At 63.6% G+C, this 22,404-nt stretch carries 21 protein-coding genes and 1 tRNA gene; 11 read left to right on the top strand and 11 right to left on the bottom strand.

Annotation, left to right across the window (positions count from 1 at the left end):
• Nucleotide 1 precedes the first annotated feature (1 nt).
• The gene (locus ACSC1P_RS00985) at nucleotides 2–220 is read right to left on the bottom strand and encodes a hypothetical protein (protein WP_435358256.1); all 219 of its coding nucleotides are present in this window, start codon (nucleotides 218–220) and stop codon (nucleotides 2–4) included.
• 445 nt (nucleotides 221–665) lie between these two features.
• On the opposite strand from ACSC1P_RS00985, the gene ACSC1P_RS00980 reads away from it, so the two are divergent.
• From ACSC1P_RS00980 to ACSC1P_RS00965, 4 genes are all read left to right on the top strand, one after another.
• Nucleotides 666–1,421, top strand: a complete 756-nt coding sequence (locus ACSC1P_RS00980) for a DUF2064 domain-containing protein (protein ID WP_435358255.1) — start codon at nucleotides 666–668, stop codon at nucleotides 1,419–1,421.
• A gap of 41 nt (nucleotides 1,422–1,462) precedes the next feature.
• Nucleotides 1,463–1,545, top strand: a tRNA-Ser gene (locus tag ACSC1P_RS00975).
• Between the two features lie 289 nt (nucleotides 1,546–1,834).
• Complete coding sequence (locus ACSC1P_RS00970) at nucleotides 1,835–4,171, top strand: PAS domain-containing protein (RefSeq protein ID WP_435358254.1); 2,337 nt, start codon at nucleotides 1,835–1,837, stop codon at nucleotides 4,169–4,171.
• 75 nt (nucleotides 4,172–4,246) lie between these two features.
• Nucleotides 4,247–4,588, top strand: coding sequence for a DUF4112 domain-containing protein (locus ACSC1P_RS00965; protein ID WP_435358253.1), 342 nt, complete (start codon nucleotides 4,247–4,249; stop codon nucleotides 4,586–4,588).
• Here ACSC1P_RS00965 and citE read toward each other — a convergent pair.
• From citE to glmS, 5 genes are all read right to left on the bottom strand, one after another.
• A complete protein-coding gene (gene citE / locus ACSC1P_RS00960) occupies nucleotides 4,585–5,625 on the bottom strand; it encodes an L-malyl-CoA/beta-methylmalyl-CoA lyase (RefSeq protein WP_435358252.1) in 1,041 nt (346 codons plus the stop codon). The two genes, ACSC1P_RS00965 and citE, sit on opposite strands and share 4 nt — an antisense overlap.
• A gap of 27 nt (nucleotides 5,626–5,652) precedes the next feature.
• Complete coding sequence (mch, locus tag ACSC1P_RS00955; protein ID WP_435358251.1) at nucleotides 5,653–6,720, bottom strand: 2-methylfumaryl-CoA hydratase; 1,068 nt, start codon at nucleotides 6,718–6,720, stop codon at nucleotides 5,653–5,655.
• 119 nt (nucleotides 6,721–6,839) lie between these two features.
• Nucleotides 6,840–8,108 carry a methylaspartate ammonia-lyase gene (locus ACSC1P_RS00950; RefSeq protein WP_435358250.1) on the bottom strand — a complete coding sequence of 423 codons (1,269 nt, stop codon included), beginning with the start codon at nucleotides 8,106–8,108 and terminating at the stop codon, nucleotides 6,840–6,842.
• Nucleotides 8,098–9,564, bottom strand: coding sequence for a methylaspartate mutase subunit E (locus ACSC1P_RS00945; protein ID WP_435358249.1), 1,467 nt, complete (start codon nucleotides 9,562–9,564; stop codon nucleotides 8,098–8,100). Before ACSC1P_RS00945 ends, ACSC1P_RS00950 begins: the two co-directional genes overlap by 11 nt.
• Entirely contained in the window at nucleotides 9,564–10,004 is a 441-nt protein-coding gene (gene glmS / locus ACSC1P_RS00940) for a methylaspartate mutase subunit S (protein ID WP_435358248.1), read from the bottom strand. The genes ACSC1P_RS00945 and glmS overlap by 1 nt, the downstream gene beginning before the upstream one ends.
• A gap of 151 nt (nucleotides 10,005–10,155) precedes the next feature.
• On the opposite strand from glmS, the gene mct reads away from it, so the two are divergent.
• Nucleotides 10,156–11,376, top strand: a complete 1,221-nt coding sequence (mct, locus tag ACSC1P_RS00935; protein ID WP_435358247.1) for a succinyl-CoA:mesaconate CoA-transferase — start codon at nucleotides 10,156–10,158, stop codon at nucleotides 11,374–11,376.
• Between the two features lie 13 nt (nucleotides 11,377–11,389).
• On the opposite strand, the gene ACSC1P_RS00930 is transcribed toward mct, so the two are convergent.
• Nucleotides 11,390–12,448: a sodium:phosphate symporter gene (locus tag ACSC1P_RS00930; RefSeq protein ID WP_435358246.1), complete on the bottom strand. Its 1,059-nt coding sequence runs from the start codon at nucleotides 12,446–12,448 to the stop codon at nucleotides 11,390–11,392.
• Between the two features lie 120 nt (nucleotides 12,449–12,568).
• On the opposite strand from ACSC1P_RS00930, the gene ACSC1P_RS00925 reads away from it, so the two are divergent.
• The 4 genes from ACSC1P_RS00925 (at nucleotide 12,569) to ACSC1P_RS00910 (ending at nucleotide 15,890) form a co-directional block, all read left to right on the top strand.
• Complete coding sequence (locus ACSC1P_RS00925) at nucleotides 12,569–12,895, top strand: DUF5785 family protein (protein ID WP_435358245.1); 327 nt, start codon at nucleotides 12,569–12,571, stop codon at nucleotides 12,893–12,895.
• An 84-nt stretch (nucleotides 12,896–12,979) separates the two neighbouring features.
• Nucleotides 12,980–13,738 (top strand): GTP cyclohydrolase III, encoded by a 759-nt coding sequence (locus tag ACSC1P_RS00920; RefSeq protein ID WP_435358244.1) that lies wholly within the window; start codon nucleotides 12,980–12,982, stop codon nucleotides 13,736–13,738.
• Nucleotides 13,739–13,830: 92 nt separating this feature from the next.
• Entirely contained in the window at nucleotides 13,831–14,418 is a 588-nt protein-coding gene (locus ACSC1P_RS00915) for a CBS domain-containing protein (RefSeq protein ID WP_435358243.1), read from the top strand.
• A gap of 173 nt (nucleotides 14,419–14,591) precedes the next feature.
• Nucleotides 14,592–15,890 (top strand): ABC transporter substrate-binding protein, encoded by a 1,299-nt coding sequence (locus ACSC1P_RS00910; RefSeq protein ID WP_435358242.1) that lies wholly within the window; start codon nucleotides 14,592–14,594, stop codon nucleotides 15,888–15,890.
• Nucleotides 15,891–16,277: 387 nt separating this feature from the next.
• Here ACSC1P_RS00910 and ACSC1P_RS00905 read toward each other — a convergent pair whose 3' ends face one another.
• From ACSC1P_RS00905 to ACSC1P_RS00890, 4 genes are all read right to left on the bottom strand, one after another.
• Complete coding sequence (locus ACSC1P_RS00905; protein WP_435358241.1) at nucleotides 16,278–17,024, bottom strand: ABC transporter ATP-binding protein; 747 nt, start codon at nucleotides 17,022–17,024, stop codon at nucleotides 16,278–16,280.
• A complete protein-coding gene (locus ACSC1P_RS00900) occupies nucleotides 17,021–17,863 on the bottom strand; it encodes an ABC transporter ATP-binding protein (RefSeq protein WP_435358240.1) in 843 nt (280 codons plus the stop codon). Before ACSC1P_RS00900 ends, ACSC1P_RS00905 begins: the two co-directional genes overlap by 4 nt.
• A complete protein-coding gene (locus tag ACSC1P_RS00895) occupies nucleotides 17,856–19,166 on the bottom strand; it encodes a branched-chain amino acid ABC transporter permease (protein WP_435360249.1) in 1,311 nt (436 codons plus the stop codon). The genes ACSC1P_RS00900 and ACSC1P_RS00895 overlap by 8 nt, the downstream gene beginning before the upstream one ends.
• 104 nt (nucleotides 19,167–19,270) lie before the next feature.
• A complete protein-coding gene (locus tag ACSC1P_RS00890) occupies nucleotides 19,271–20,386 on the bottom strand; it encodes a branched-chain amino acid ABC transporter permease (RefSeq protein ID WP_435358239.1) in 1,116 nt (371 codons plus the stop codon).
• A gap of 323 nt (nucleotides 20,387–20,709) precedes the next feature.
• On the opposite strand from ACSC1P_RS00890, the gene ACSC1P_RS00885 reads away from it, so the two are divergent.
• Both ACSC1P_RS00885 and ACSC1P_RS00880 read left to right on the top strand, forming a co-directional pair.
• Entirely contained in the window at nucleotides 20,710–21,921 is a 1,212-nt protein-coding gene (locus tag ACSC1P_RS00885; protein ID WP_435358238.1) for a phosphoglycerate kinase, read from the top strand.
• Nucleotides 21,911–22,399 carry a GNAT family N-acetyltransferase gene (locus tag ACSC1P_RS00880; protein WP_435358237.1) on the top strand — a complete coding sequence of 163 codons (489 nt, stop codon included), beginning with the start codon at nucleotides 21,911–21,913 and terminating at the stop codon, nucleotides 22,397–22,399. Before ACSC1P_RS00885 ends, ACSC1P_RS00880 begins: the two co-directional genes overlap by 11 nt.
• Nucleotides 22,400–22,404: the final 5 nt, after the last annotated feature.

The raw sequence follows: 22,404 nt of genomic DNA, 5'->3' as shown, positions 1-22,404 counted from the left end.
TCTACCAGTACGTGTTCGAGCGCCACTCTTTCGAGCGCGCGCCGACGGCGCAGACTGCACCCATCACGACGACGACCAGCACCAGCCCTGCCGCGACGGCCGGTAGTGCCACCGCGTCGGTCAGATTCGACAGCCCCGTCCCCATCGTCGCCAGCGCGGCGACACTCGCGAGCAGGATACCCAGCGGGACCAGCCCGCCGAGAACTTTGAACCAGTTCATGGCAAACTGATGGGCGTGCGGGGTCTTCAATCCCGCCGGTTAGGTGGGAACCGGTCGGCATCGATGTCGACGCAGACACTCTGGCGCGCGCTGTCTCAGAATCGCGCTGCGATTCTGAAGGCCAGTGAGAGCTTGCTCTCACGCTGGCGAGTGTGTCGAACGATAGTGAGACCACGAGATGTAGCCGCGCGAGGTTGTCGTGAGTGTGCGAACGACTGCAAGTGAGAGCTTGCTCTCACGAGGGATGACGAACGAACGAAGTGAGTGAGGAATCGGATGGGGAGGGTGTGGTTGCGGTCATGTCCCGTCGGCAGTCGTGAACTGCTCGACTAAACTAGCTGCCACACCGACGCCGACACGATTCGAAGCGACAACTCACCGAACTGAAACAGATACCGCTTCTAAAAGCGGCGACTTGAAGGAGTTCGCCCGGCCACACTCACGCATGACGCTGATGGTCCTCCTCGCCGACCCGCCGCGCGAGGGACTCTGTCTGCCGAGACTCGCCGAGGAGACACCGCTGTCGGCCGCCGAGGCCGCAGACTGCTACCGCGCGATGCTCGCCGACGCCATGCGCGCGGCCGAGACCTGCGGCGGCGAGTTGCTCGTCAACTACCGCTCCGACGACCTCTTACCAGACGAATTCGTGACCGACGAGGCCGCCGAAGACGCGGTTCGCGCCGTCGCCGAGGACGCACTCGACGACCCCGACGAGGCGCGCTTCGAGGTGCAGGTCGGGTCGACGCCAGACGCCCGACTCGGCAACACAGTCTCGCACCTACTCGACACGGAAGAACACGCGTCGGTGCTCGTGATGGACGGCACCGCGCCCCTCGTCGGTCGCAAGGACCTCGACAACGCCTCGATGAAACTGCGCCGGTACGACACCGTCTTCGGCCCGTCGACCGACGGCCGCGTCTGGTGTTCGGCGTTCAAAGAGCCAGTCGACTTCGACGGGGCACTCGCCGCGCCGACCGTCGAGACGCTGACCGACCGGTCGCTCGACGCCGGGTTGGACGTGGACTACCTCCCGACGTACCAGACGGTCGAGACCGGCCGTGACCTCTGTTCGGTCGTCTCGCTACTTCGCGCCCGCCAGCGTGCGGGGCGCATCGTGCCGCCGCACACCACCGAATTCGTCGACGACCTCGGCCTGACCGTGGTCAGCGACGACGGCGAACCGCGACTGGTACGACAGTAGACCGACAGGCCTTATAGGGTCCCCCGGCTACAACCGCACGAGGTGGGATGGCAGAGCGGACTATTGCGCCTGCCTTGAAAGCAGGTGGCCTTCGGCCTCCTGGGTTCGAATCCCAGTCCCACCGCATTTGCTCCGAGCGTTCACGCGAGGAGCAATGCGTACATACTGGGATTCGAATCAGGGGATGGAGCGAACGAAGGTGAGAACCGCTAGAGCAGATGGTTGATTAAAATAATTTCCGACACTTTACATATGTTCGGGAAGTCGCACCAAGCCACCCTTTGAGCACCTATAGGAGAGAGTTGGAAAAGTGTGGCACAGATTTTGACGAAATTATTACCATTTTTGAACGGCCGGGGTGATTGACTCTCCCAGCACCTCGTTTATGTCCGTTCTCGCTGTATTATCAGCTAATGAATGGTATCGAAGGCCACGAGGTCATCCTCCGATACTCGACTGACATCGTCTCCGTCCACGAACCGGACGGGACGATGCAGTACGTAAGTCCCTCCGTCGAGCGAATTCTGGGGTACGAGCCGGAAACTGTCATCGGTCGGAGCGTCTTCGAGTTTCTCCACGATGCCGATATAGCCGTCGTCGAGGACGCCCTGTCCGAAGCGCTGGCCGACCCGGAGGGGACTGAAACAGTCAAATTCCGCATCGCGAACGCAGACGGTGAGTGGCGCTGGCTGGAGTCGACGGACCGCGGCGTGTTGCCGGAGGCTTCGAACGGCGGCCTCGTCGTGAGTTCCCGCGATATCACGGACCACGTGCGACAGGAGCGCCAGCTGAACGCCATCATCGAGAACGCGTCACAGGCGATCTACATCAAAGACACCGAGGGTCGGTATCAGCTCATCAACCGGGCGGGAGCGGCGTTCTTCGACATGACGCCGGAGGAGGTCGTCGGCTGCATCGACGAAGACCTGTTCGACGCAGAGAGCGCGCGAGACATCCGACAGATGGACCAGCGAATCATGGCGACCGAGACGGCCGAGTCGGTCGAATCGGTCCGGCAAATCGACGGGAACGAACTGGTGTTCCTCGACAACAAGTTCCCGTACTACGGTGAGGGTGGGGAGGTTATGGGCATCGTCGGGTTGAGTCGGGAGATTACCGAACGAAAGCGACAGGAGCAGGCAGTCCGGCAACTGAAAGAGGAGTTCGAGACCGTCTTCCAGAACGCACAGGACGCCCTGTTCCTCGTCGAGGTCGAGGATGGGGAGTTTCGCTACTCTCGGTTCAACCCTGCCGACGAGCGCCTGACGGGCGTCCCGACGGCTGCTGTGCAGGGGAAGACGCCGCGAGAAGCGTTCGGTGCGGAGACCGGTGCGGAACTCGAAGCACGGTATCAGCAGTGTCTCGACCAGGGCGAGCCGATTTGTTACGAAGAAGAACTGACGTTCTCGGACGGGACACGGACGTGGCAAACGAAACTCGCACCCGTCATCGTCGACGGCGAAGTCCAGCAAATCGTCGGCTCGGCGCAGGACATTACGGAACGGAAGCGTCGAGAGTTGCAGTTACAGGAACTCCACGGCGCGACGATGCGACTCATGGACGCCGAGACGAAAGCCGAGATAGCAGAGACCGCCGTCGAAGAAGCGAGTCAACTACTGGGCTATCCGCTGTCGACGATATGGTACGTCACCGCGGAAAAGTCCGGCCTCGAACTGGTGGCGGGCACCGACCAAGCCCGGGAGTTGCTACTCGACGTAGGCGTCCCGTATCCCGTCCAGCCACGGGGCGGCTGGCTGTGGCAAGTGTTCGAGGAGGGAACACCGACTGCAGTCGATTCCGTGAATCCCGACGACCTCACCGTGGATATCCCGGTACGCTCGATGGTGCTCGTCCCGCTGAACAGCTACGGTGTCCTCGCCTGTGGGACGACAGAGACGGTGCAGTTCACCGACGAAGAGGTGTCGCTGGTGACGCTCCTTGGACGAAGCGTGACGACTGCACTCACCGAACTCGAACGGCAGCAGGAACTCCGCCGACAGAACGAACAGCTCGAACAGTTCGCGAGCGTCGTGAGCCACGACCTCCGAAATCCGCTCACTGTGGCGTCGTTACGGACCGAACTCGCCCGCGAGGAACACGACAGCGAACACCTCGCCGCCATCGAAGCCGCGCACGAGAAGATGGAGTCACTCATCGAAGACATCCTCACGCTGGCGCGACGCGGGGACGCCATCGACCAGACGGTACCGGTGTCGCTCTCGACGGTCGCCTCGGAGGCGTGGTCGAGCCTCGACACCGGGAACGCGGTGCTGGACGTGGTCGACGACTTCCGGTTCGAGGCCGACCCATCCCGGACGACTCAGTTGTTCGAGAACCTCTTTCGAAACGCCGTGGAGCACGGTGCTCCACGAGTCTCCGACGATGTCGGAGACGCTGTCGACCACAGTTCGACAAGCCCACAGCAAGCTGAGGGCGCTGTCGAACATGGGCCCCCGGACGAAGAAACAGCCACGCTCACGGTCCGTGTGGGCAGCCTCGCTGGCGACGCCACCACTGACGGTCTCCAGCACCAACCGAGCGGGTTCTACGTCGAAGACGACGGTCCAGGCATCCCGCCAGAGGAGCGCGACCGAGTCTTCGAGTCCGGCTACACGACGTCGTCGGAGGGAACCGGGTTCGGACTGGCAATCGTCGAGCGAATCGCCGAGGCGCACGGCTGGACCAATCGGGTGACCGAGAGCGAGGCAGGCGGGGCCCGCTTCGAGTTCAGCGGCGTCAGGCGAGCGTGAGGGTACCGGTTTCGCGAAGAGACGGTTGCTGGTGCAGGGACGAAGTCTATCTCCTTTCCCGACGAACGAGTACACATGACTGACGGGATTCATCCAGCGGTGAAGCGAACCGAGCGTGTCGCCTGGCTCCTCGACGAATCTATCAGCGTTCCCGGGACGAACTTCAAGTTTGGCCTCGACCCACTCCTCGGTCTCCTGCCGGGTGCTGGTGACGTGACAAGCTTCGCGCTCTCGATGTACGTCGTCGCCGAAGCGTGGCTCGCGGGGGTTTCGAAAGTGACCATCGCCCGAATGCTCCTGAACGTCGCGCTCGACGCAGGTTTCGGGTCGATTCCACTCTTCGGCGATGCCTTCGACGCGATATTCAAAGCGAACGAGCGAAACGTCGAGCTACTGAAGAAGTCGCTGAGAGACTAATTCCAGGTCGTATCGACCGAGAGGGCGCGCTCTAACAGGTCGTCGTCGTACATTTCGGCCGTCTGCGTCGGGTGCGCAGCATCGATGTCACGAACCGTGACGACCGTGTTCACGAAGTTCTTGAACGTCGCCTCGTCGACCATCTGGCCGTCGACGGTGACCGCGCCGGTGCCGCCCGCCTTGGCCTCCTGAAACGCCTCGATTTTGTGCACGTCTCGCGCGAGTTCTTCGGGCGTCGGCATGTGAATGCGGTTCGCCTGCGCGGTCTGTTTCGGATACAGTGACCACGAACCGTCGAAGCCGAGTTGGGCTTCGCGCTCTGCGTGGTCGGCGTAGCCGTCGGCGTTGTAAAACGTGATGCCTGCGCGTTCTTTGAACAGGTGGTCGAACGGGCCGCCGATGGCGGTCAGACCGTTCGCGCTGGCTTCGTTCGACATGTCTTCGAGCAGCGTCGGCCAGTGCGGCCGCCCGGAACCGATGTCGCGCCCACCGAGTTCGGCGGTGTAGTCGACCGGGCCGAAAACGAGGCCGGACAGCCGCGAGGTCTGGCTGAACAGCGAAATCTCGCGCAGGTCGGACTTCGCCTGTGCCGTCTCGATGATGACCGAAAGTTGGATGGAGTCGTTGTCGAAGCCGAACTCGCGCTCTGCCTCGGCGACGACGCCCGCGGCGTCTTTCACGTCCGCGAGGCGGCCGACCTTCGGGACGACCACACCGTCGATGTACTCGCCGACTTCGTCGACGAGGCGGCGAATCTCCTCGGTGCCCTGCTCGCGTTTCTCCTCGTCGTCGTAGGCCCACTGGACGCGCGGCCAGATTTCGCCCGGGAAGTCGTCGGCGACCTCGGGCAGGCGGTCGATGACGTTCTCCAGCCCCTCGGCCTTCATGTCGGGGGCTGTGCCGTCTTCTAAGTCGGGGACGAGCCAATCGGGGCACTCGAACCCCTCTGCGCCGAGGGCCGAGTCGAGGTACTTCGCCGTGTTGTCGCGGGGGACGGCGGCCGGTGCGGTCTGGAACGTGCGTGCGAGTCCGGTCATGTGTATCGTGAAATATTGAATCTGCAGTCAGTTCGTCCGGGTCTGGACGAGCGCGCGACGCGTGCCCGAGTAGACGGGGTCGTCGTGCTGGTTGAACGCGATGTGTTCGAAGGTGACAGTGCCTGCCTCGTCGCGCGTTTCCTCGGCGTCGAGGACGCGCGTGAAGCCGTAAATCGTGTCGCCCGGCGTGACGAACGTGTGGAACCGCTCGTCGTCACAGCCGAGTTCGCGGTAGGTCGCCTCGTCTGAGCGTGCGTGACCGAGTGCGACCGACCGCGTCACGTCGCCGTAGGCCACGATGTCGCCCGAGGGCGAGTCGCCCATCACGTGGACGTTGTGGTGCTGTTTGGCCGTGTTGAGCGTCATCAGCGGGAGCGTGGCGACCATCACGTCGTCCATCGTCCGGCCGCGCTCGTGTCGGTAAGCGACGGCGGCGTCGCGGTCTGCGGCGTCGGCGAGGGCAGCCTGGAAGTCCTCGAAATGAGTGCCATCGGGCGTGATGAACTCGTCGGGGAGTCCCTCCTCGTCGTCAGCCTCTCCGCCATCGGTCTCGGTCGTTGCCGACTGTCCGCCGTCGGTCGCCAGCGGCTCCCGTCGCGGAATCATGTTCGTGCGCTCGTACGAGAGCAGTTTCTCGCCGGTCTCGGCGTCGACGCCCTCGGTCGCCCAGGTGACGATGCCGTACTCGGGGCGCGACGAGGACGATTTCTTGCTCAGCACAGTCGACTCGACCCGCAACTCGGTGCCGGGATAGACCGCGTGGTCGTGATACCTGAGGTTCGTCCGGCCGAGAAAGTAGCCGCCCTTCTCCGAGAGGTCTTCCACTGTGGGCCCCATCACGGCCGCGACGAGGTAGTCCGGGTGGACCGGCGGTTCGTCGAAGCCGACTGCTTGGGCCGCGTCGGTCCGCCAGTACGTCGGGTCGTGGTTCAGTGTCTGGCTGGCCCAGAGTTCGTTGGCGTAGTTCGAGAGGGTGAGTCCGGGCGCGTGTTCGATAGTCTCGCCCTCGGCGAAGTCCTCGAAGCAGTTGCCCTTCTCGCGTGTCTCGATGGTGTCCAAGACGGTACTGAACGTGTCTGTGTCCGTGTATTCCATGGTGTCTGCTGTGGGTGTCGTGTCTCTGTATCTGCGGCTGTCGGTGGCTGCTGGTATCGCTTCTACTGTCGTCGTCGGCTGGGTCGTCGAAATATCTACGCCTCGTCAATTGGCACCCGTCAGTCGTCTGCCGGTACCTCGTGAGCCGTCTCCATCCGGGCCAGTGTCCGGCGCATCTCGTTCGTCACGATCATGAAGCCCTCGTCGAAGCCCATGCCGGGCTTGGCGAGTGTCTGGGCCGCGTCGGTCGCCAGCGCGACGTGCGCACACGCTCGCGCGGACGTGACTGTCTCGTTGCAGGTGCCGCCGAGGTACGCGCGGGTGTCGGTCCCCTCGCAGTAGCGGACTGCCTCGCCGGAGCGTTGGACGCCGCCCAAATCGGGCGTCTTGACCTGCACGAGGTCGGCCGCGCCGTCGTCGACGAACGCACGAACGTCCTCGAAGGTGTTGCACCACTCGTCGGCGACGATGTCGACCGAGACGCCGGCATCGCGCAATCCGTCTCGTAGTTCGGCCATCGCGTGAATCTGCTCCTCGCGACCGCCTTCGTCCATCGGGCCCTCCACTTGCAGGTGGAAGGGACCGGCGGCGGCTTCGAGCGACGCGAAGTACTCTGTAATCTCGGCGCGGTCGTACGGCGCTTCGAACACCTCGCCGAGAATCCCGTACACGTCGACGTGGATGGTCGGCTCGTAGCCTGCGGGACCGAGTTCCGGGGCGCGAGTCGCCAACCACTCGATGTACTCGCGCAGCTTCTCGCCGGATTCTCCGACCTTCGCCACGGAGTTGAACAGGCCGTGGGGCAGCACGGGCACGCCCTTGACCATCATCTTCTCCGCGTTCGTCCGGCGCTCGTCGCCGGACTGTCCGAAGACGGGAATCGGGTCCGTGGCGGGTGTCGTGCCGAGCGCGTCGGCCAGCACTTCAGTCATCGTCTCTCCGCGTTCGCGGGCGGCCGCGTCGAGCAGCGCCTGCGAGACACCGTATCGGACCGCGGTGTGCAGGTGGTCGCCGTCGGACTCGGCCGGTGGCATCGCCTCGACGATGTCCGTGTTCGTGGCGAAGTCGGCTGGGTCACGTCCCCGCAGCTTACTGGCGACCGGGCCTTCGACGACCGATCGATAGGTCTCCGCTCGGAACAGTGGGTCACGCCCACCTGCTCCGGAGTACTGGACCGCACAGCAGTCGCCGGTGGCGACTGTCCCGTCCGAAAGCTCGATTTCGACCGAGAGGGCTTCGCCGGCCTCGCGGATTCGCTCGAAGCCCGGTGTCACGGGCTCGCCCGTGTAGGCGAAGCCGTCCTGCTCTGCACCCTGCTTGATGGCGCGCTGGTCGTCGAAGAAGAACCCCGAAACCGTCGGAATCGCGCGAATCCGCTCAATCTGCACGGGTCTCACCTCCGTCGGTACTCCGGTCCTCGGACGTCGGTCGCCCGATGAGTTTCCCGTCGCTGATGGCGTCGACGTCGTCGGCGACCATCCGGAACGACTGGCTGCGGCCTTCCGTCTCGGCGCGACAGTCCAGTCGGGCCGCGTGCATCTCCTTGATGTCGTCGTCGATGGCGAGGTCGCCCCACTCGAAGATGCGGACGCGACCGTCGTCGTCACGAGCCGGGAGCACGTCGCCGCGGGCAGCGTTGCTCGGCGCGAAGGGCACGTCCAGCGCGCCGGAGTCGAACGCGGCGACCGTTCCCCGTGCAACGTCGCCGTCGCCGTGGGACTCGATGGCGTCGAGCAGTTGGCGGGTCTCGCGCTCGATGAGGTCCTGTTCCTCGTCGACGCCGTCGAGTATCAGGTCTTGCTCGACGACCATGTCGATGAGTTGGCGGGTGGTCCGTAGACCGGCCCCGTTCGCCTCCTTCGTGGGGACGCCCTGGAACTCCTGTGGCGACTTCGTGATGACCTTGTCCGGGCGGGCGATGGCCGCCGTGGTGCCACCGAGGCCGATGACGCCGTTCGCCCGAGCCTCGTCCGGCGGAAAGCCGCCCATCCACTCGTGGAAGACGGTCGTGACCGTCACCTCGTCGGGCAGGTAGTCGTTGCCCAGTTTTCGCAGGGCGCGCAGTGCGGCCACGTCTTGGACGACGTTGCCGACCTGCCCGTAGCCGAGGGTCAGACTGCGGACGCCCTGCGTGGCGGCTAGCTTCCCCTCGACCAGCCCGATGGCGATGGCGATGCTCGGCGGGACGAGCGTCCCGGTGAGCGGGCCGAACGGTTCGCGGTTGATGGTGACGCCACGTTCCGTGTACGCGCCGGCGAGGCGGTCGACGTACTGCCAGTGTTCGATGGTCTGGGCGAGGTCGCGGTCCTTGCAGTACGGGATGTTGTACGAGATCGGGCCGCCCTCGAAGCTCTGGAAGCCACCCGCGTAGGTGACCGCCGCGAGCAGTCGGGCGTCGGGTGTCCCGTGTCGGACCTCGATGGGCGCGTCGACGCGCTCGATGAGTTCGCGGCAGCCGTCGACACCGTAGTTGACCGCCGGGAAGCCGTTCAGGGTGTCCTCGCCGGTCTCGCGTGCTTTGTCGAGGCCCTCCTGTGCCTTGCCGTACTCGTTGTCGCGCGTGTACGAGTCGATGGTCGTCGGCAGCAGGTCGGCCCCGCCCTCGTGCAACAGGTGACGCAGGATGTCGACCTGGTCGTCGAGCAGGGGCACACCCGCGCGTGGCTGGAGCAGTGGCTGGTCGGCCGACTCCAGCACGTGCGCGAACCGTTTGTGCTCGGGGAGGGTCTCGTGGTACGCGATGGCTTCGTCGAAGTCGATGGCCTGTGCGGTCGGCCAGTCGTCGCGAACCCGTTCGTCGATGCGTTGCAACTCGTCGGTGGAAAGGCGTTCGTCCTGTAACATCAGGCTCTGATTCGATCTGTTTCGGTTTCGCGGGGGGAGACGTTCAGGTCTCGTTCGAGGGCGCGGATGGCCTCTTCCGGCGTCGTCTCCGAGTCGAAGACCCGGTCGAAGCCGAGCGCGCGGAACGTCTCTCTGGTCTGCTCAAAGTCGTCCTGGCCGACGGCGAGGTTGCCGCCGATGAAGGTGACAGCGTCGACACCTTCGCGGGCGAGCAGCTCGTGGAATCCCTGGCAGTCCTGCTCGGCGTGGCCGTAGAGGGAGGAGACGAGTACAGCGTCGGCGTCGTGTTCAGTGGCTGCCGCGGCGAACTCCTCCTGCGAGGTCTGGACGCCGAGGTTCTCGACCTCGAACCCGGCCGCGGAAAAGGCCTGTTCGAGGATGGTGATTCCGACAACGTGCGCGTCGGAGCCGATGACACCGAGGATGACTGTCGGGGGCATGTCGTATCTGTTACGAGCCGTGAACAATCCTTAAAGATAACGATTGTTCATGATATTACTCCTTATATTCTCGAAGGTAGTTTGGGACGAACTAAAGAACTCTCATTATCTATCCGGAAGGTTTTACTCGGCGCAGTCGGTCGATTCCCCCATGAGTGCGCTCTCTGACTTGCGTATCATCGACCTGACACAGGTTCTCGCCGGGCCGTACTGCACTATGCTGCTAGCGGACATGGGCGCTGACGTTATCAAGATAGAACGACCGGGCGGTGACCTTATACGCCCGAATCCGCCGTTCGTCGACGACGAAGTTGCGGATACGGACTCCGACGGGTCAGACCCGGAAGCCCAGCCCTACGGCGGGTACTTCCAGTCCGTCAACCGGGGTAAGCGTTCGCTCGAACTCGACCTCGGTGATTCCCGAGACAGAGAGGACTTCCTCTCGCTGGTCGAGGAGGCCGACGTGGTAGTCGAGAACTACCGCGCCGGGACGATGGAGAAGTTCGACTGCGGCTACGAGACCCTGAAAGAACGGAACCCGGAACTCGTCTACTCGTCCATCCGTGGCTTCGGCGACCCGCGCACGGGCGAGACCGAGCGACAGGGCCAGCCGAGTTTCGACCTCATCGCGCAGGCGCTCGGCGGCGTGATGGAGATTACCGGGCAAGCGGACGGTCCGCCGACGAAGGTCGGTCCGGGCATCGGCGACCTCTTCACCGCGGTCCTCAACGCCGTCGGCATCCTCGCCGCGATTCACCACCGCGAGCGCACGGGCGAGGGCCAGTATGTCGACACCGCGATGTACGACGCGATGGTCTCCATGTGCGAGCGCACAATCTACTACTACTCCTACACCGACGAGGTGCTGACGCGACAGGGCAACTCCCACCCGACGCTGTTCCCCTACAACGCCTTCGAGGCCGCAGATGGCCACGTCGTCGTCGCCTCGTTCTCGGACGGCCACTGGCGCGCGCTCTGTGAAGCCATGGACCGCCCGGACCTCGTCGCAGAGTACCCCGACGCCGCCTCGCGCCTGCGAGAGCGCGACAGTCTGCGGGGCGAAATCGCGGACTGGACGCGCCAGCACGCAGAGGACGACATCGTCGACGCGCTCGAAGGACGCGTTCCCGTCGCGCCAGTGCAAGACACCGCGGACATCTTCGACGACCCGCACGTCCACGCGCGAGAGATGTTGGCGGACGTGGAACAGCCCGGTGCCGGCCGCGACGTGACCGTCGCTGGCTGTCCGATCAAATTCTCCGACTCGCCGACCGGTCCGCAGGGACGCGCGCCGCTCCTCGACGAACACCGCGACGAACTGCTCGGTGGTGGCGAGCACGACGAGACGGCAGCAGCGAGCGGGGACGACTGAGCGCGAGCGCACCTCAGCCGAACAGGACGAGCACAGTCGGTGCTGCGAGCAAGAACAGGACGAACGCGACGTAGTTTCGTTTTTCCACCCGAATCGCCGTCTCCAGACGACAGACAGACCGCGTGAACCGACCACCAGTCGCGAGTGCAGCTATCGACACTAGCCCCGAAGCGAGCATCGCGAGAACCACCGTCGCGATGCCGACGGGCGAACCGAGGACGACGGCGACGAGTAGCGTGTCGCCGAGCGTCCCGACACTCGCCCCGAGCAAGTACGGGACGAGTTCGTCCCGTTCGAAGAAGCCACGATTGTACAGTGGGACCAACACCCCGACCGAGAAGGCGACACTCGTCGTGACGAACGTCACGCCGAATCCGACCAGCGCCGAGAGGGCCGGTCTGCCGAGAAGCGGGCCGACACGGTCTCGAAATCGGTCGGTGTCCGCTGCCGCGAGAATCCGGTCGAACAGCCTGAAGCTTCCCAGAACGAGACCGATGGCGAGGGCGAAGCCGACGACTGGGCCGACAGCGTCGACTATTTCGGCGACGAGTGTCGCACTCGGGTCTCGTTCCATCGCGACGAACTGCGGAACTCCCCGCGAAATCGGCGCAGTCGGGTCGCCGGTGGCGAATCCGGCCAAGCCGACGAGTGCGACCGGGCCATACACCGCGAACGTGACGACGGCGGAAAGGACGCCGAGGGACGTCGCATCTCGAAGCGAGAACGACCGCTCCTGTACGTACTCGGCCAGACCCAGGAGAATGACCACGGCCGACGCGCCGAATCGACTGCCGACGATTGCCGCGAACAGCTCCGACGACGGGAGTAGGCCGCTGTCGTTGAGGGTCACCGCGACCGCGGCGACGACCGACCCGTTCAATGCACCGTACGTGAGGACCCACCCGACGCCGAGGGCGGAGGCAGGGCCCCGAATCGCCCGCCTCAGCAGCGGTCCGAGGGTCGGGGCGAGTGTGGTCGACGCGCTGCCGAGCAGACGAACCCCGAGGAGGAAGCAACCGGCCGCGACGACGACGAGGAGCGCGGTCTGGACCCTACGCGAGCGACGCTGCATCTACGACTCGATACCGACCCGAGGCGGAAAAAACCCGACAGCGCATCGGCTGCGACTCGCGCCACCGAAGGACCGACCGCATCAGCAATCCTTTTGCGGGTTCCGTCCACAGCAGGTGGTATGACTAGCGACTGGCCCCACGACCCCGACGGCGAAGAAGGGAGCGAGGGGATGCGCAAGTACGGTATGGCCATCCTCGCGAAGAAACTGGACGAGGACGAAGACTTCCCGCTCGCGAAGACGGACTTCGTCGAGGCACACAGCGACGAACCCATCCGCCTCAACTCGAAGCGAGTCGTGAGCGTCGCCGACATCTTCGAACACGTCACCGAAGACGAGTTCGAGGACATGGTCCACTTCCACAAGGCGGTCGGCAAGGCGATGCGCTCGGGCGGCTTCTGGGAGTTCCACCCCAAAGCCGGCGAGTCGAACATCAAGCACGCGTAACCGCGCACACAGAAGGAACGGGTCGAACGAGGTCGACCGGTTCAGATTCACTTATACGCGTTCGTCCGTAAGGCACGTCCAACAGTGACGAACACGCAGGTTACCCTCATCCAGATAGACAATTACGGCCCGTGGACGGTCACGCCCGAACCACGCCGCGAGGTGGACCTTCAGACGCTCCAGTCGCGCCTGTACGCCGACCTCTCCCAGCTCGTGGGGAACCGCGACGGCTACGTCTTCTTCACCCGCTTCGACAACATGGTCGCGGTGACCAACGGCCTCGATATGGACGACCACGCACTCATCCAGGAGTCCGTGGGCAACCGCTACCCGGTGACGGTCAGCTTCGCCGTCGCCACGGGCACGACGCCCGCGCACGCGCTCTCGGACGCCACGGAACTGCTCCAAGACGCCGGCAGCGCGCAGGACAAGTCTCGACGCGAGATTCTCAAGGGACGGACCATCGACGACGAGTTCCGAAAAGAAGACGACGTGCAAATCGCCCACTTCGACGTCATCGACGCCACCGGCAAGTTCACCGACGAACTCAGCGCGTACGACACGTTCATCGAAATCGAGCAGGCGTACGCCTCGCTGATGCGCTACATGCGCACCGCACACGACTCGCTCTCGTTCTTCGTCGGCGGCGACAACATCATCGCCATCTGTCCGGACCTCGGCGAAGCAGAGTACCGCGATGCACTCGACCACGTCGAGGACGAGACCGGAATCGACCTGCAGGTCGGCGTCGGTCACGGCGCACACGCTCACGATGCGGGCTTCGCCGCGAAACACGCGCTCGAAGAGTGCCGCGCGCACGAGAAGCCCATCGCGTTCGAGTGACTGTACGGTTCGAGTAACCCCGTACGTTCGCTCGCCACGATAGTAAACCTCCCGGGGGTAGATTTTATACGTGTAATGCTAACTAGGCACACATGGAACGCGATGTGTCGATACGCGACATAACCACGCGAGAGTACGTGGGCGTCAGCGAGTCTGATTCCGTCCTCAGTACGGTACAGCTCATGCGTGACGAAGACGCCGGGAGCGTACTCGTCCTCCGCGGCGAGGACCCCGTCGGCATCATGACCGAACGGGACGTGCTCGAGATGGTCGCGGACGGGTCTGACCCGGCGACTACGACTGTCTCTGATCTGATGTCGCGTCCGGTCGTCTCCATCGACGCGGACCGCTCGCTCTCGGAGGCGGCCGACGTGATGTCTCGACAGGAAATACGCAATCTGCTCGTGACCGACGGCGACGAAGTCGTCGGCGTCCTCACCGAGCGCGACGTCATCGACGTGGCGGGACCACTGCGCGCCTCACAGTCACTCGCCGCGACGACGGACTCGTTGCGCGACTCGACCGACATGGACGAGACGCCGGACGAGAGTCCGATAGCCAATGGTGGCACCGGCGATGAGTACGGGACACAGGGTGTCTGTGAGCTTTGTGGCGCACTCGCTGGGTCGCTGTACGAGGCCAACGGCCAACTCGTCTGCCCCGACTGTCGGCAGGTCTGAGCAGGACAGACCCACTTTCGTCAGAATTGCACACGACCAGCCGCCTAGCGACATGTCTGGACACTACAACTCCGCTACGACATGTCTACGGGTGACAACGCACCGCCGTCTTTCGGTAATTGCGTCGACACGGGCAGGTATATTTATATCACAGAAACTTGTACACCGCTACCATGGCACGGAATGTACAACGGCGGGACGTGCTGAAGGGTGCAGGTGCGGCAGGTATCGCAGGACTCGCAGGCTGTATCGGTGGTGGCGGTGGTGGGTCCGGAAGTGGCAAGCCTGACGTGATGGTCGTTATCGGCTATCCCGAAGACGGTATCCAACTCTTCCGCGACTACTACTCCTCCGACCCCGGCGAGCAGAAAATACTGGTCCCCGACGGCCTCCGCGACGACAAGCTTCCGGAGCAAGTCGGCAGCGACATGACGCAACTGACCGGAACGGCTCCGGCAGCGGGCGGTCCGAACAAGGAGACGTTCAATCAGTTGTTCCAGGACGAATACGGCGAAGCACCGGGTGTGTTCAACTCCCAGTGTTACGACTCCGTCGCGATTCTCATCCTGGCCAACGCAGCGGCCGGGCAGAACGACGGGGCGGCCATCAAGGACCAGATGCGCCGCATCGCCAACCCCGAAGGGATGGAAGTCGGCCCGCAGAACTTCGTGGAGGGCGTCGAAGCCGCCGCGAAGGGCGAGGACATCAACTATCAGGGTGCGTCCAGCGCGACCAACTTCAACGAGGCCGGTGACCCGGCGTCCGCGGCGTACTCCATCTGGAACATCGAGAATCAGGACACGGCAGACCAGGAAGTGCAGAGCTTCGAGGGCGACAGCCCGGAAGGGTCGGGTCCCTCCGCAGACAGCGCGTCCGGTGGCATGGGTCGGGACATCAAAGTCGGTGTTCTCCTCCCGGAGACCGGTGCGCTCGCGTCGGTCGGTCAGCTGATGATTCAGGCGGCGAAGATTCCGGCGATTCAGGTGAACGACTCGGACCTCGACCTCACCGTCGACCAGCAAGTCGAAGACACGCAGACGAACCCGTCTGCCGGTGTCAACGCGGCGAACTCGCTCGTCAACGCTGGCTACCCCGCAGTGTGTGGGTCGGCGTCCTCCGGTGTGAACGTCCCTGTCTCGAAGCAGGTGCTCATCCCGAACGAGGTCGTCGGCTGTTCGCCGTCCAGTACGGCACTCAGCGTCACCAACCTCGAAGACAACGACTTCATCTTCCGGACGGCACCGTCCGACCTTCTGCAGGGCCGCGTGATGGCGCAGGTCGCCGCAGAACGGCTCGAAGGCGGGACGGCGTCGACGCTGTACGTCAACAACGACTACGGGCAGCAGCTGTCCAACCAGTTCTCGAAGGTCTTCAAGGACCAGCACGACGGCGAAGTCTGGCAGCAGGTCGCGTACAACCAGGGCGAGTCCTCCTACACCTCGGTCATCGAGGAGGCACAGTCGCAGCCCTGAACCGCGACGAATCGACGAGACCCAACCAGACGGATTTTTTCGGGCGACGCTGCGTTCCTGAGCGATGCGACTGACGTGACCGACGTGACCGGTTCGACCGCGTGACCGGCGTGACCAGTTCCACCGACGTGACCGGCATGGCCGACGTTACCGACGACGACCATCGCGACGAGTACGCTGACAAGTAACGTGAGTGGGAACGCGAGCACTCACGTCCGAGAAGCGTGACACACTGGCGCGATACACGGCGAGAGCGCAGCCGAACGAGATATCCGGGCGGGCGATTCACCGCAACAGAACAGCACTGCAGTCGCTCTCTCGAAACCGTCTCCAAAAAAGAAACCGCCGAACACCGACCGCCGACCGCTGCACCAAACGACGAGGGCCTTATCCGCCGAGGAAGTCCTGACGAACCTGCTCGTCGTTGAGCAGCGAGTCGCCAGTGTCGATGTAGCGGTTCTCGCCCTGCACGAGCACGTAGCCGCGGTCACAGCGCCGGAGCGCTTCCTTGGCGTTCTGTTCGACCATCAGGATGGCCGTGCCAGAGTCGTTGATGTCGTCGATGCGGTCGAACATCTCGTCGACGAGGTCGGGTGCGAGACCCGCACTCGGCTCGTCGAGCATGAGCAGTTTCGGCTCCAGCATCAGCGCGCGCCCCATGGCGAGCATCTGCTGTTGCCCACCGGACATCGTCCCCGCCTTCTGCGTTTCGCGCTCTTCGAGGATGGGGAACCGGTCGTACACGGCGCGTATCGCGTCCATCGGGACTTCGTCGAGGATGTAGGCACCCATCTCGAGGTTCTCGCGCACTGTGAGGTTCGGGAAGACGTTGTCGTTCTGTGGGACGAAACCGAGGCCCTCGTAGATGATCTCCTCCGGGTTCTGTCCCGTGATGTCGACCCCGTCGAAGGTGACGGTCCCACCCATGTGCGTCGTGAGACCGAAGACGGACTTCATGGCCGTCGACTTGCCTGCACCGTTCGGGCCGACGATGGTGACGTACTCGCCGTCCGCGACGTCCATCTGAATGTCGTGGAGGATTTGCAGGTCGCCGTAGCCGGCGTCCAGCTCGCGTACCTCCAGTATCGACTCGTCCGGAACGAGGAACTCTCGCTCCGACGTGCTCGAACTCATACGTCACCTCCGAGGTAGGCGTCGATGACTTGCTCGTTCGACTTCACATCTTGGGGCGTCCCCTCCGTAAGGATAGAGCCCTGATGCATCACGATGACGTGTTCACAGTTGTTCATGATGAGGTCCATGTCGTGTTCCACGAGGAGGAACGTGTAGCCCTGCTCGCGGAGTTCGTGGATGTGCTCCAGCAAGCGCTTTTCCAGCGTCGGGTTGACGCCGGCGAACGGCTCGTCCAGCAACAGCATGTCCGGGTCGGTCAGCATCGCGCGTGCGAGTTCGAGCAACTTCCGTTGCCCGCCCGAGAGCCCACCTGCTTGCTGATGCGCGAGGTGGTCGATGTCGAAGAAGTCGAGCGTCTCCCAGACGCGGTCGAGTATCTCCGACTCTTCTTTCTGGACGTTGTTTCGCGTCCCCGGCAAGACGGACTGCGTGAACGACTCGCCGCGTTGGTTCTGCGGTGCCAGCATGAGGTTTTCGAGCACCGTCATCTCCTCCAGTTCACGGGCGATCTGGAACGTGCGGACGAGACCACTGAGTGCGATTTCGTGCGGTTCGTACCCCGTGATGTCTTCCCCGTTGAACAACACCTGCCCGCTGTCGGGCTTGTGCATCCCGGTGATGAGGTTGAACGTAGTCGACTTCCCTGCCCCGTTCGGGCCGATGAGACCGGTGAGGGTCCCGGATTCGACCTCGAACGAAGCGTCACTGACGGCTTGAATGCCGCCGAAGGACTTCCGCAGTCCCTTGACCTGCAACGGCGTCTCCGAGAGTTCCGGGCCGTCGCCTCCCGAGGTTTCGGGGCCGACGTCGTCCGGGACCGAGTCACTGCTCTCACTCATCGGTCTCACCTCCGTCGTCCGAACCACTGCGGCGGAGTTTCGGCCGGTCGAGGCTGATACTCGCCGCGGTTTCGGTCCGATGTCCGAGCATCCCATCCGGCCGGTAAATCATCACGAGCACCAGCACGACACCCATGATGACCAACTGGAGTTGGCGGATGTTGGCGAACACGTAGGTAATCATCGGCACGGGGTCCAGTCCGTTGATGGCGACTCGACCCGCGGCACCGAACGTAGCCGGTGCATCCTGAATCGGCAGGACCTGATTGAGGACGTTTTTCAGATACAGCGGCCCCTGGAAGAGCGTCCCGGCGAACACCGCACCGCCGAGGATGCTCCCCGTGTTGGACCCCGACCCACCGATGATGAGTGCGATCCAGACGAAGAAGGTCATCCGCGGCCGGATGTTCGTCGGCGTCACCGTCCCCTGCGACCAGAGCCACAGGATGCCGACGAGACCCATCAGACCACAGCCGATCATGAACGCCTGAATCTTGAAGCGGTCCGTGTCCTTGCCGAGTGCCCGTGCGACGTCTTCGTCCTCACGGATGGCCTTGAGGACGCGGCCGAACGGGGACTCACCCGTCCGCTTCAGCAGCCAGTAGAAGCCGTAGACGATGGCGAGCAACAAGAACGCGTAGACGAGCTGGTCGACGACCGGCTTCGGGTTGTCGATGGGTTGCGCACCGACGAGTTGGGGTAAGTCGACGCCGAGCCAGTTCACGATACCGCCGTAGAACCCTTCCAAGCCGAGGGTACCGATGAGGGCGTTCATCGGGGACGGGAAGTCGTAGATGATACCACTACCGCCACCGAGACCGATGTTCTGCGACGGGAGGATGCCGTACTTCCCGAGCGTGATGACTTCGAAGTCACCGGAGAGGAACGCGAACCGAAGTATCTCTGAGAACGCGATGGTGACGATTGCGAGGTAGTCCGCCCGCAGTCGAAGTGCGGGCAAAGCGACGATGAACCCGAACACGACTGCGGCGATCACACCGGCGATGATGCCGATAAACCAGTGCATACCGAAGCCACCCGCCTGCGTACTGCCGGGGGCAGCGTAGGCGTTCGAGACGATGGCCATCGTGTAGATACCGACACCGGCGAAGCCGATGATACCGATGTTGAACAATCCAGTGTATCCCCATTGCAGGTTCAACGCCAACGAGAACATCGCGAACAGCGCGATCCACGTCGTCAACGTCCCGATGGAGTTGAGCTGGCCGCGCAGCGGATAGCCGAGGATGAGCCCGACGACGATGTACACCGCGTACATACTGAGCATGAGCGCGAGCACCATGATCCAGTCCTCGGTGAACACCGTTTCGAGAACCGATTCACGGGAATTGCTGGGGTCGCCACCGTCTCCCGGTTGTCCGTCGTCGGACGTCGAGGTTGGAGCGCTCATGACGTCGACCTCCCACTGAAGATGCCCTGCGGCTTGATGAGCAGGATGGTGATCATGACGACGAACGCTGCGACGCGGGCGAAACTCGAGGGTATCCAGAAGACGGCGATAGAGGCCGTCACACCGATGACGAGCCCACCGACGATCGCGCCGTAGATAGACCCGATACCACCGAGGATGACCGCGGCGAAGATGAGGAGTAGGAGGAGCCAGCCGTCCTGGAAGGAGATGGTCCCGCTCCAGAGGACGAGCATGTAGCCGGAGATTCCGGTGAGGGCACCGCCGATGACCCACGTAGACTTGATGACGCGCTCAGTCGGAATGCCGGTGACGCGAGCGAGGTCTTCGTTCTCGGACATCGCACGCATCGCCTTCCCCAGCTTCGTGTACTGGAGCAAGTAGTGGACGCCGCCCATCAGTCCGATAGAGATGATGGCGAGCGTCGCGTCGTGTGCGTTCACTGCGATGGTACCGTCGATGAAGTAGAACGACATGGACGGGTTCGAACCGAAACTCGTCGTCCCACGGCTCGCCGGACCGAAGACGAACGCGAGCAAGTAGCGGAGCGCGAACGCGACACCGATACTGGCGATGAGGAGACTGATACCGTCTGCCTCCCGCATCCGACCGTAAACCGTCTTGTCGAGTGCGAGTGCGAGTCCTGCGGTGAATCCTCCGGCGACGATGACGCCGAGTAAGATCGACAACGGCGTGCTGGCGATACCGATGTCGAGTTGTGCCCCGGTCACGCTCTGACCGGACCCGACGAGGATTCGGTCACCGAGCGTATACTGGGTTCCGAGTCCAGCGATGAGGTACGTCGTCGCCCACCCCGCGAACGCACCTGTACTCAGGTAGTCGCCGTGTGAGAAGTTCGCGAAGTTCAGAATACTGTACGTCATCGATAGACCGATGCCGGCGAGACCGATGACGAGCCCTCTGAGAAGCCCGTCGTAGACGTTCGTCACGACCTTGGAGAACGTGAGGTCTCCCGTCGCCAGTTGTCGTACGAAGTCGACGACGAGCAAGAGCCCGATCGCGCCAACCAGTACTACTCCCGGGTTCGAGAGGACGAACTGCCGGCTGCGGTTTACAGTGGTATTGACACCCATTCGCTATCCCTACACACAATCATGAGGAACGACCCTTTTAAACTTTCCATCAAAAATCGCAAGCGAGCGTAGGTATATCGACATATTTGCCGGTAATCTACTCTGGCAATTCACACGAACATCAGCCTCGAAATCCCGGGCGCGAAACGGTGTGGCGGGTGTCTACGGACACCCCGCGTTACCACGAAACATGTCAACTCGATTTTCGGCGAGGCCTACCAAAGCCGTGTGAGACAATGCCTCTCGTGTCTGTGTACAGCGCGTGTCTCCCCAAGTTAGCAAGGAGAAAGGTCTATGACCAGCCCCGACGCACCAATATCCATATGCCGGTAGGGACCCTCGACGACCTCGCGGTCGACGGGCGACGAGTGGGGGTACGGGTCGACATCAACAGTCCGCTCGCGGACGACGGACTCGCAGACGACGCTCGACTCCGTGCCCACCAGGAGACGCTCTCCGAACTCCTCGAACGCGGCGGTCGGGTCGCTATACTCGCCCATCAGGGCCGGCCCGGCGGCGACGACTTCGAGACACTCGAGCCCCACGCCGCTCGGTTGAACGAACTACTCGACTTCCCGGTCAGTTACGTCGACGCGACCTTCTCCTCTGCTGCCCGTGACGCCGTCGAAGCACTCGACCCGGGCGAAGCCGTCGTCCTCGAAAACACCCGTTTTTACAGTGAAGAGTACATGACGTGGGACCCCGCCGAAGCAGGCGAGACCCACCTCGTGAAAGGTCTCGTTCCTGTCCTCGACGCCTACGTGAACGACGCCTTCGCTGCTGCCCACCGCTCGCAACCGTCGCTGGTCGGCTTCCCGCAGCACCTGCCCAGCTACGCCGGGCGGGTGATGGAGCGCGAAATCGACGTGCTCGGCGACATCCAGTCGACCGAAACGCCCCGCGTGTACGTCCTCGGCGGCGCGAAGGTACCCGACTCCATCGACGTGGCGTGGAGCGTCCTCGAATCCGGCCTCGCCGACCAGATTCTCACTGGCGGCGTCGTCGGCAACGTCTTCCTCGTCGCCGACGGGGTCGAACTCGGCGACGCCAGCACGGAGTTCATCATCGACCAGGGCTTCTGGGATGAGATTGACCGCGCACGCGACCTGCTCGACGCACACGGTGACCGCATCCGCTTCCCGCAGGACGTGGCGGTCGAACGTGACGGTGAACGCCGCGAAATCGGGCTGAACGCCCTGCCGAGTCGCGCCGGTGAGGCCGCCATGGACATCGGCGACGAAACCCTGCGTATCTACCGTTCGGTCCTTGAAGACGCCGGGACCGTCATCCTCAACGGCCCCGCAGGCGTGTTCGAAGACCCCACCTTCGAGAAGGGCACACGCGAACTGTACACCGCCGCCGGCGATGTCCCGTACAGCATCGTCGGCGGGGGCGACACCGCCGCCGCGGTCCGCAAGTTCGGACTCTCGGACCACTTCGACCACTTCTCGACCGGTGGCGGTGCCTGCCTCCAGATGCTCACTGGGGGCGACCTCCCCGCCATCGAGGCCCTCCGAACCGCTCATGGCGGTTGAACCGGCCTCGCTGGCCGACCTCGACACGCTCGCCGACTACTGGGTCGACCTCGCCCGCGAGCAACGCCCCCACGGGAGCTACATCCGCGACGTGGAGAATCACGACATGATTCGCCAGAACTTCGCCCAGCACATCGTCGGTGACTCCGTCCTCGTCGACCGCACACCCGAACAAATCGTCGGCTTCGTCATGTTCGACCTCTCCACCAGCGACATCGAACTCTCGGCGACACGCGGCACCATCCAGAACCTCTTCGTCCTCCCCGAGTACCGCGGCGCTGGCCGCGGTGCCGCACTGCTCGCCGCTGCGGAGGACGCACTGGCCGACCGCGGCGTCGAGTCGGTCCAACTCGAAGTGATGGCCGAGAACGAAGCGGCCATCGACTTCTACCGCCGCGAGGGCTACGACGAACACCGCCTCGTCATGGAGAAACGAGTCGGAGTCGAAAGTGATACTAATACGAAGGACCCAGACTGAATTGC

This window comes from Haloarchaeobius caseinilyticus (assembly GCF_051207395.1).
GTDB lineage: Archaea > Halobacteriota > Halobacteria > Halobacteriales > Natrialbaceae > Haloarchaeobius.
Note: the sequence above shows the minus strand (reverse complement) of the source record. Positions and strands in the feature narration are given on the sequence as shown.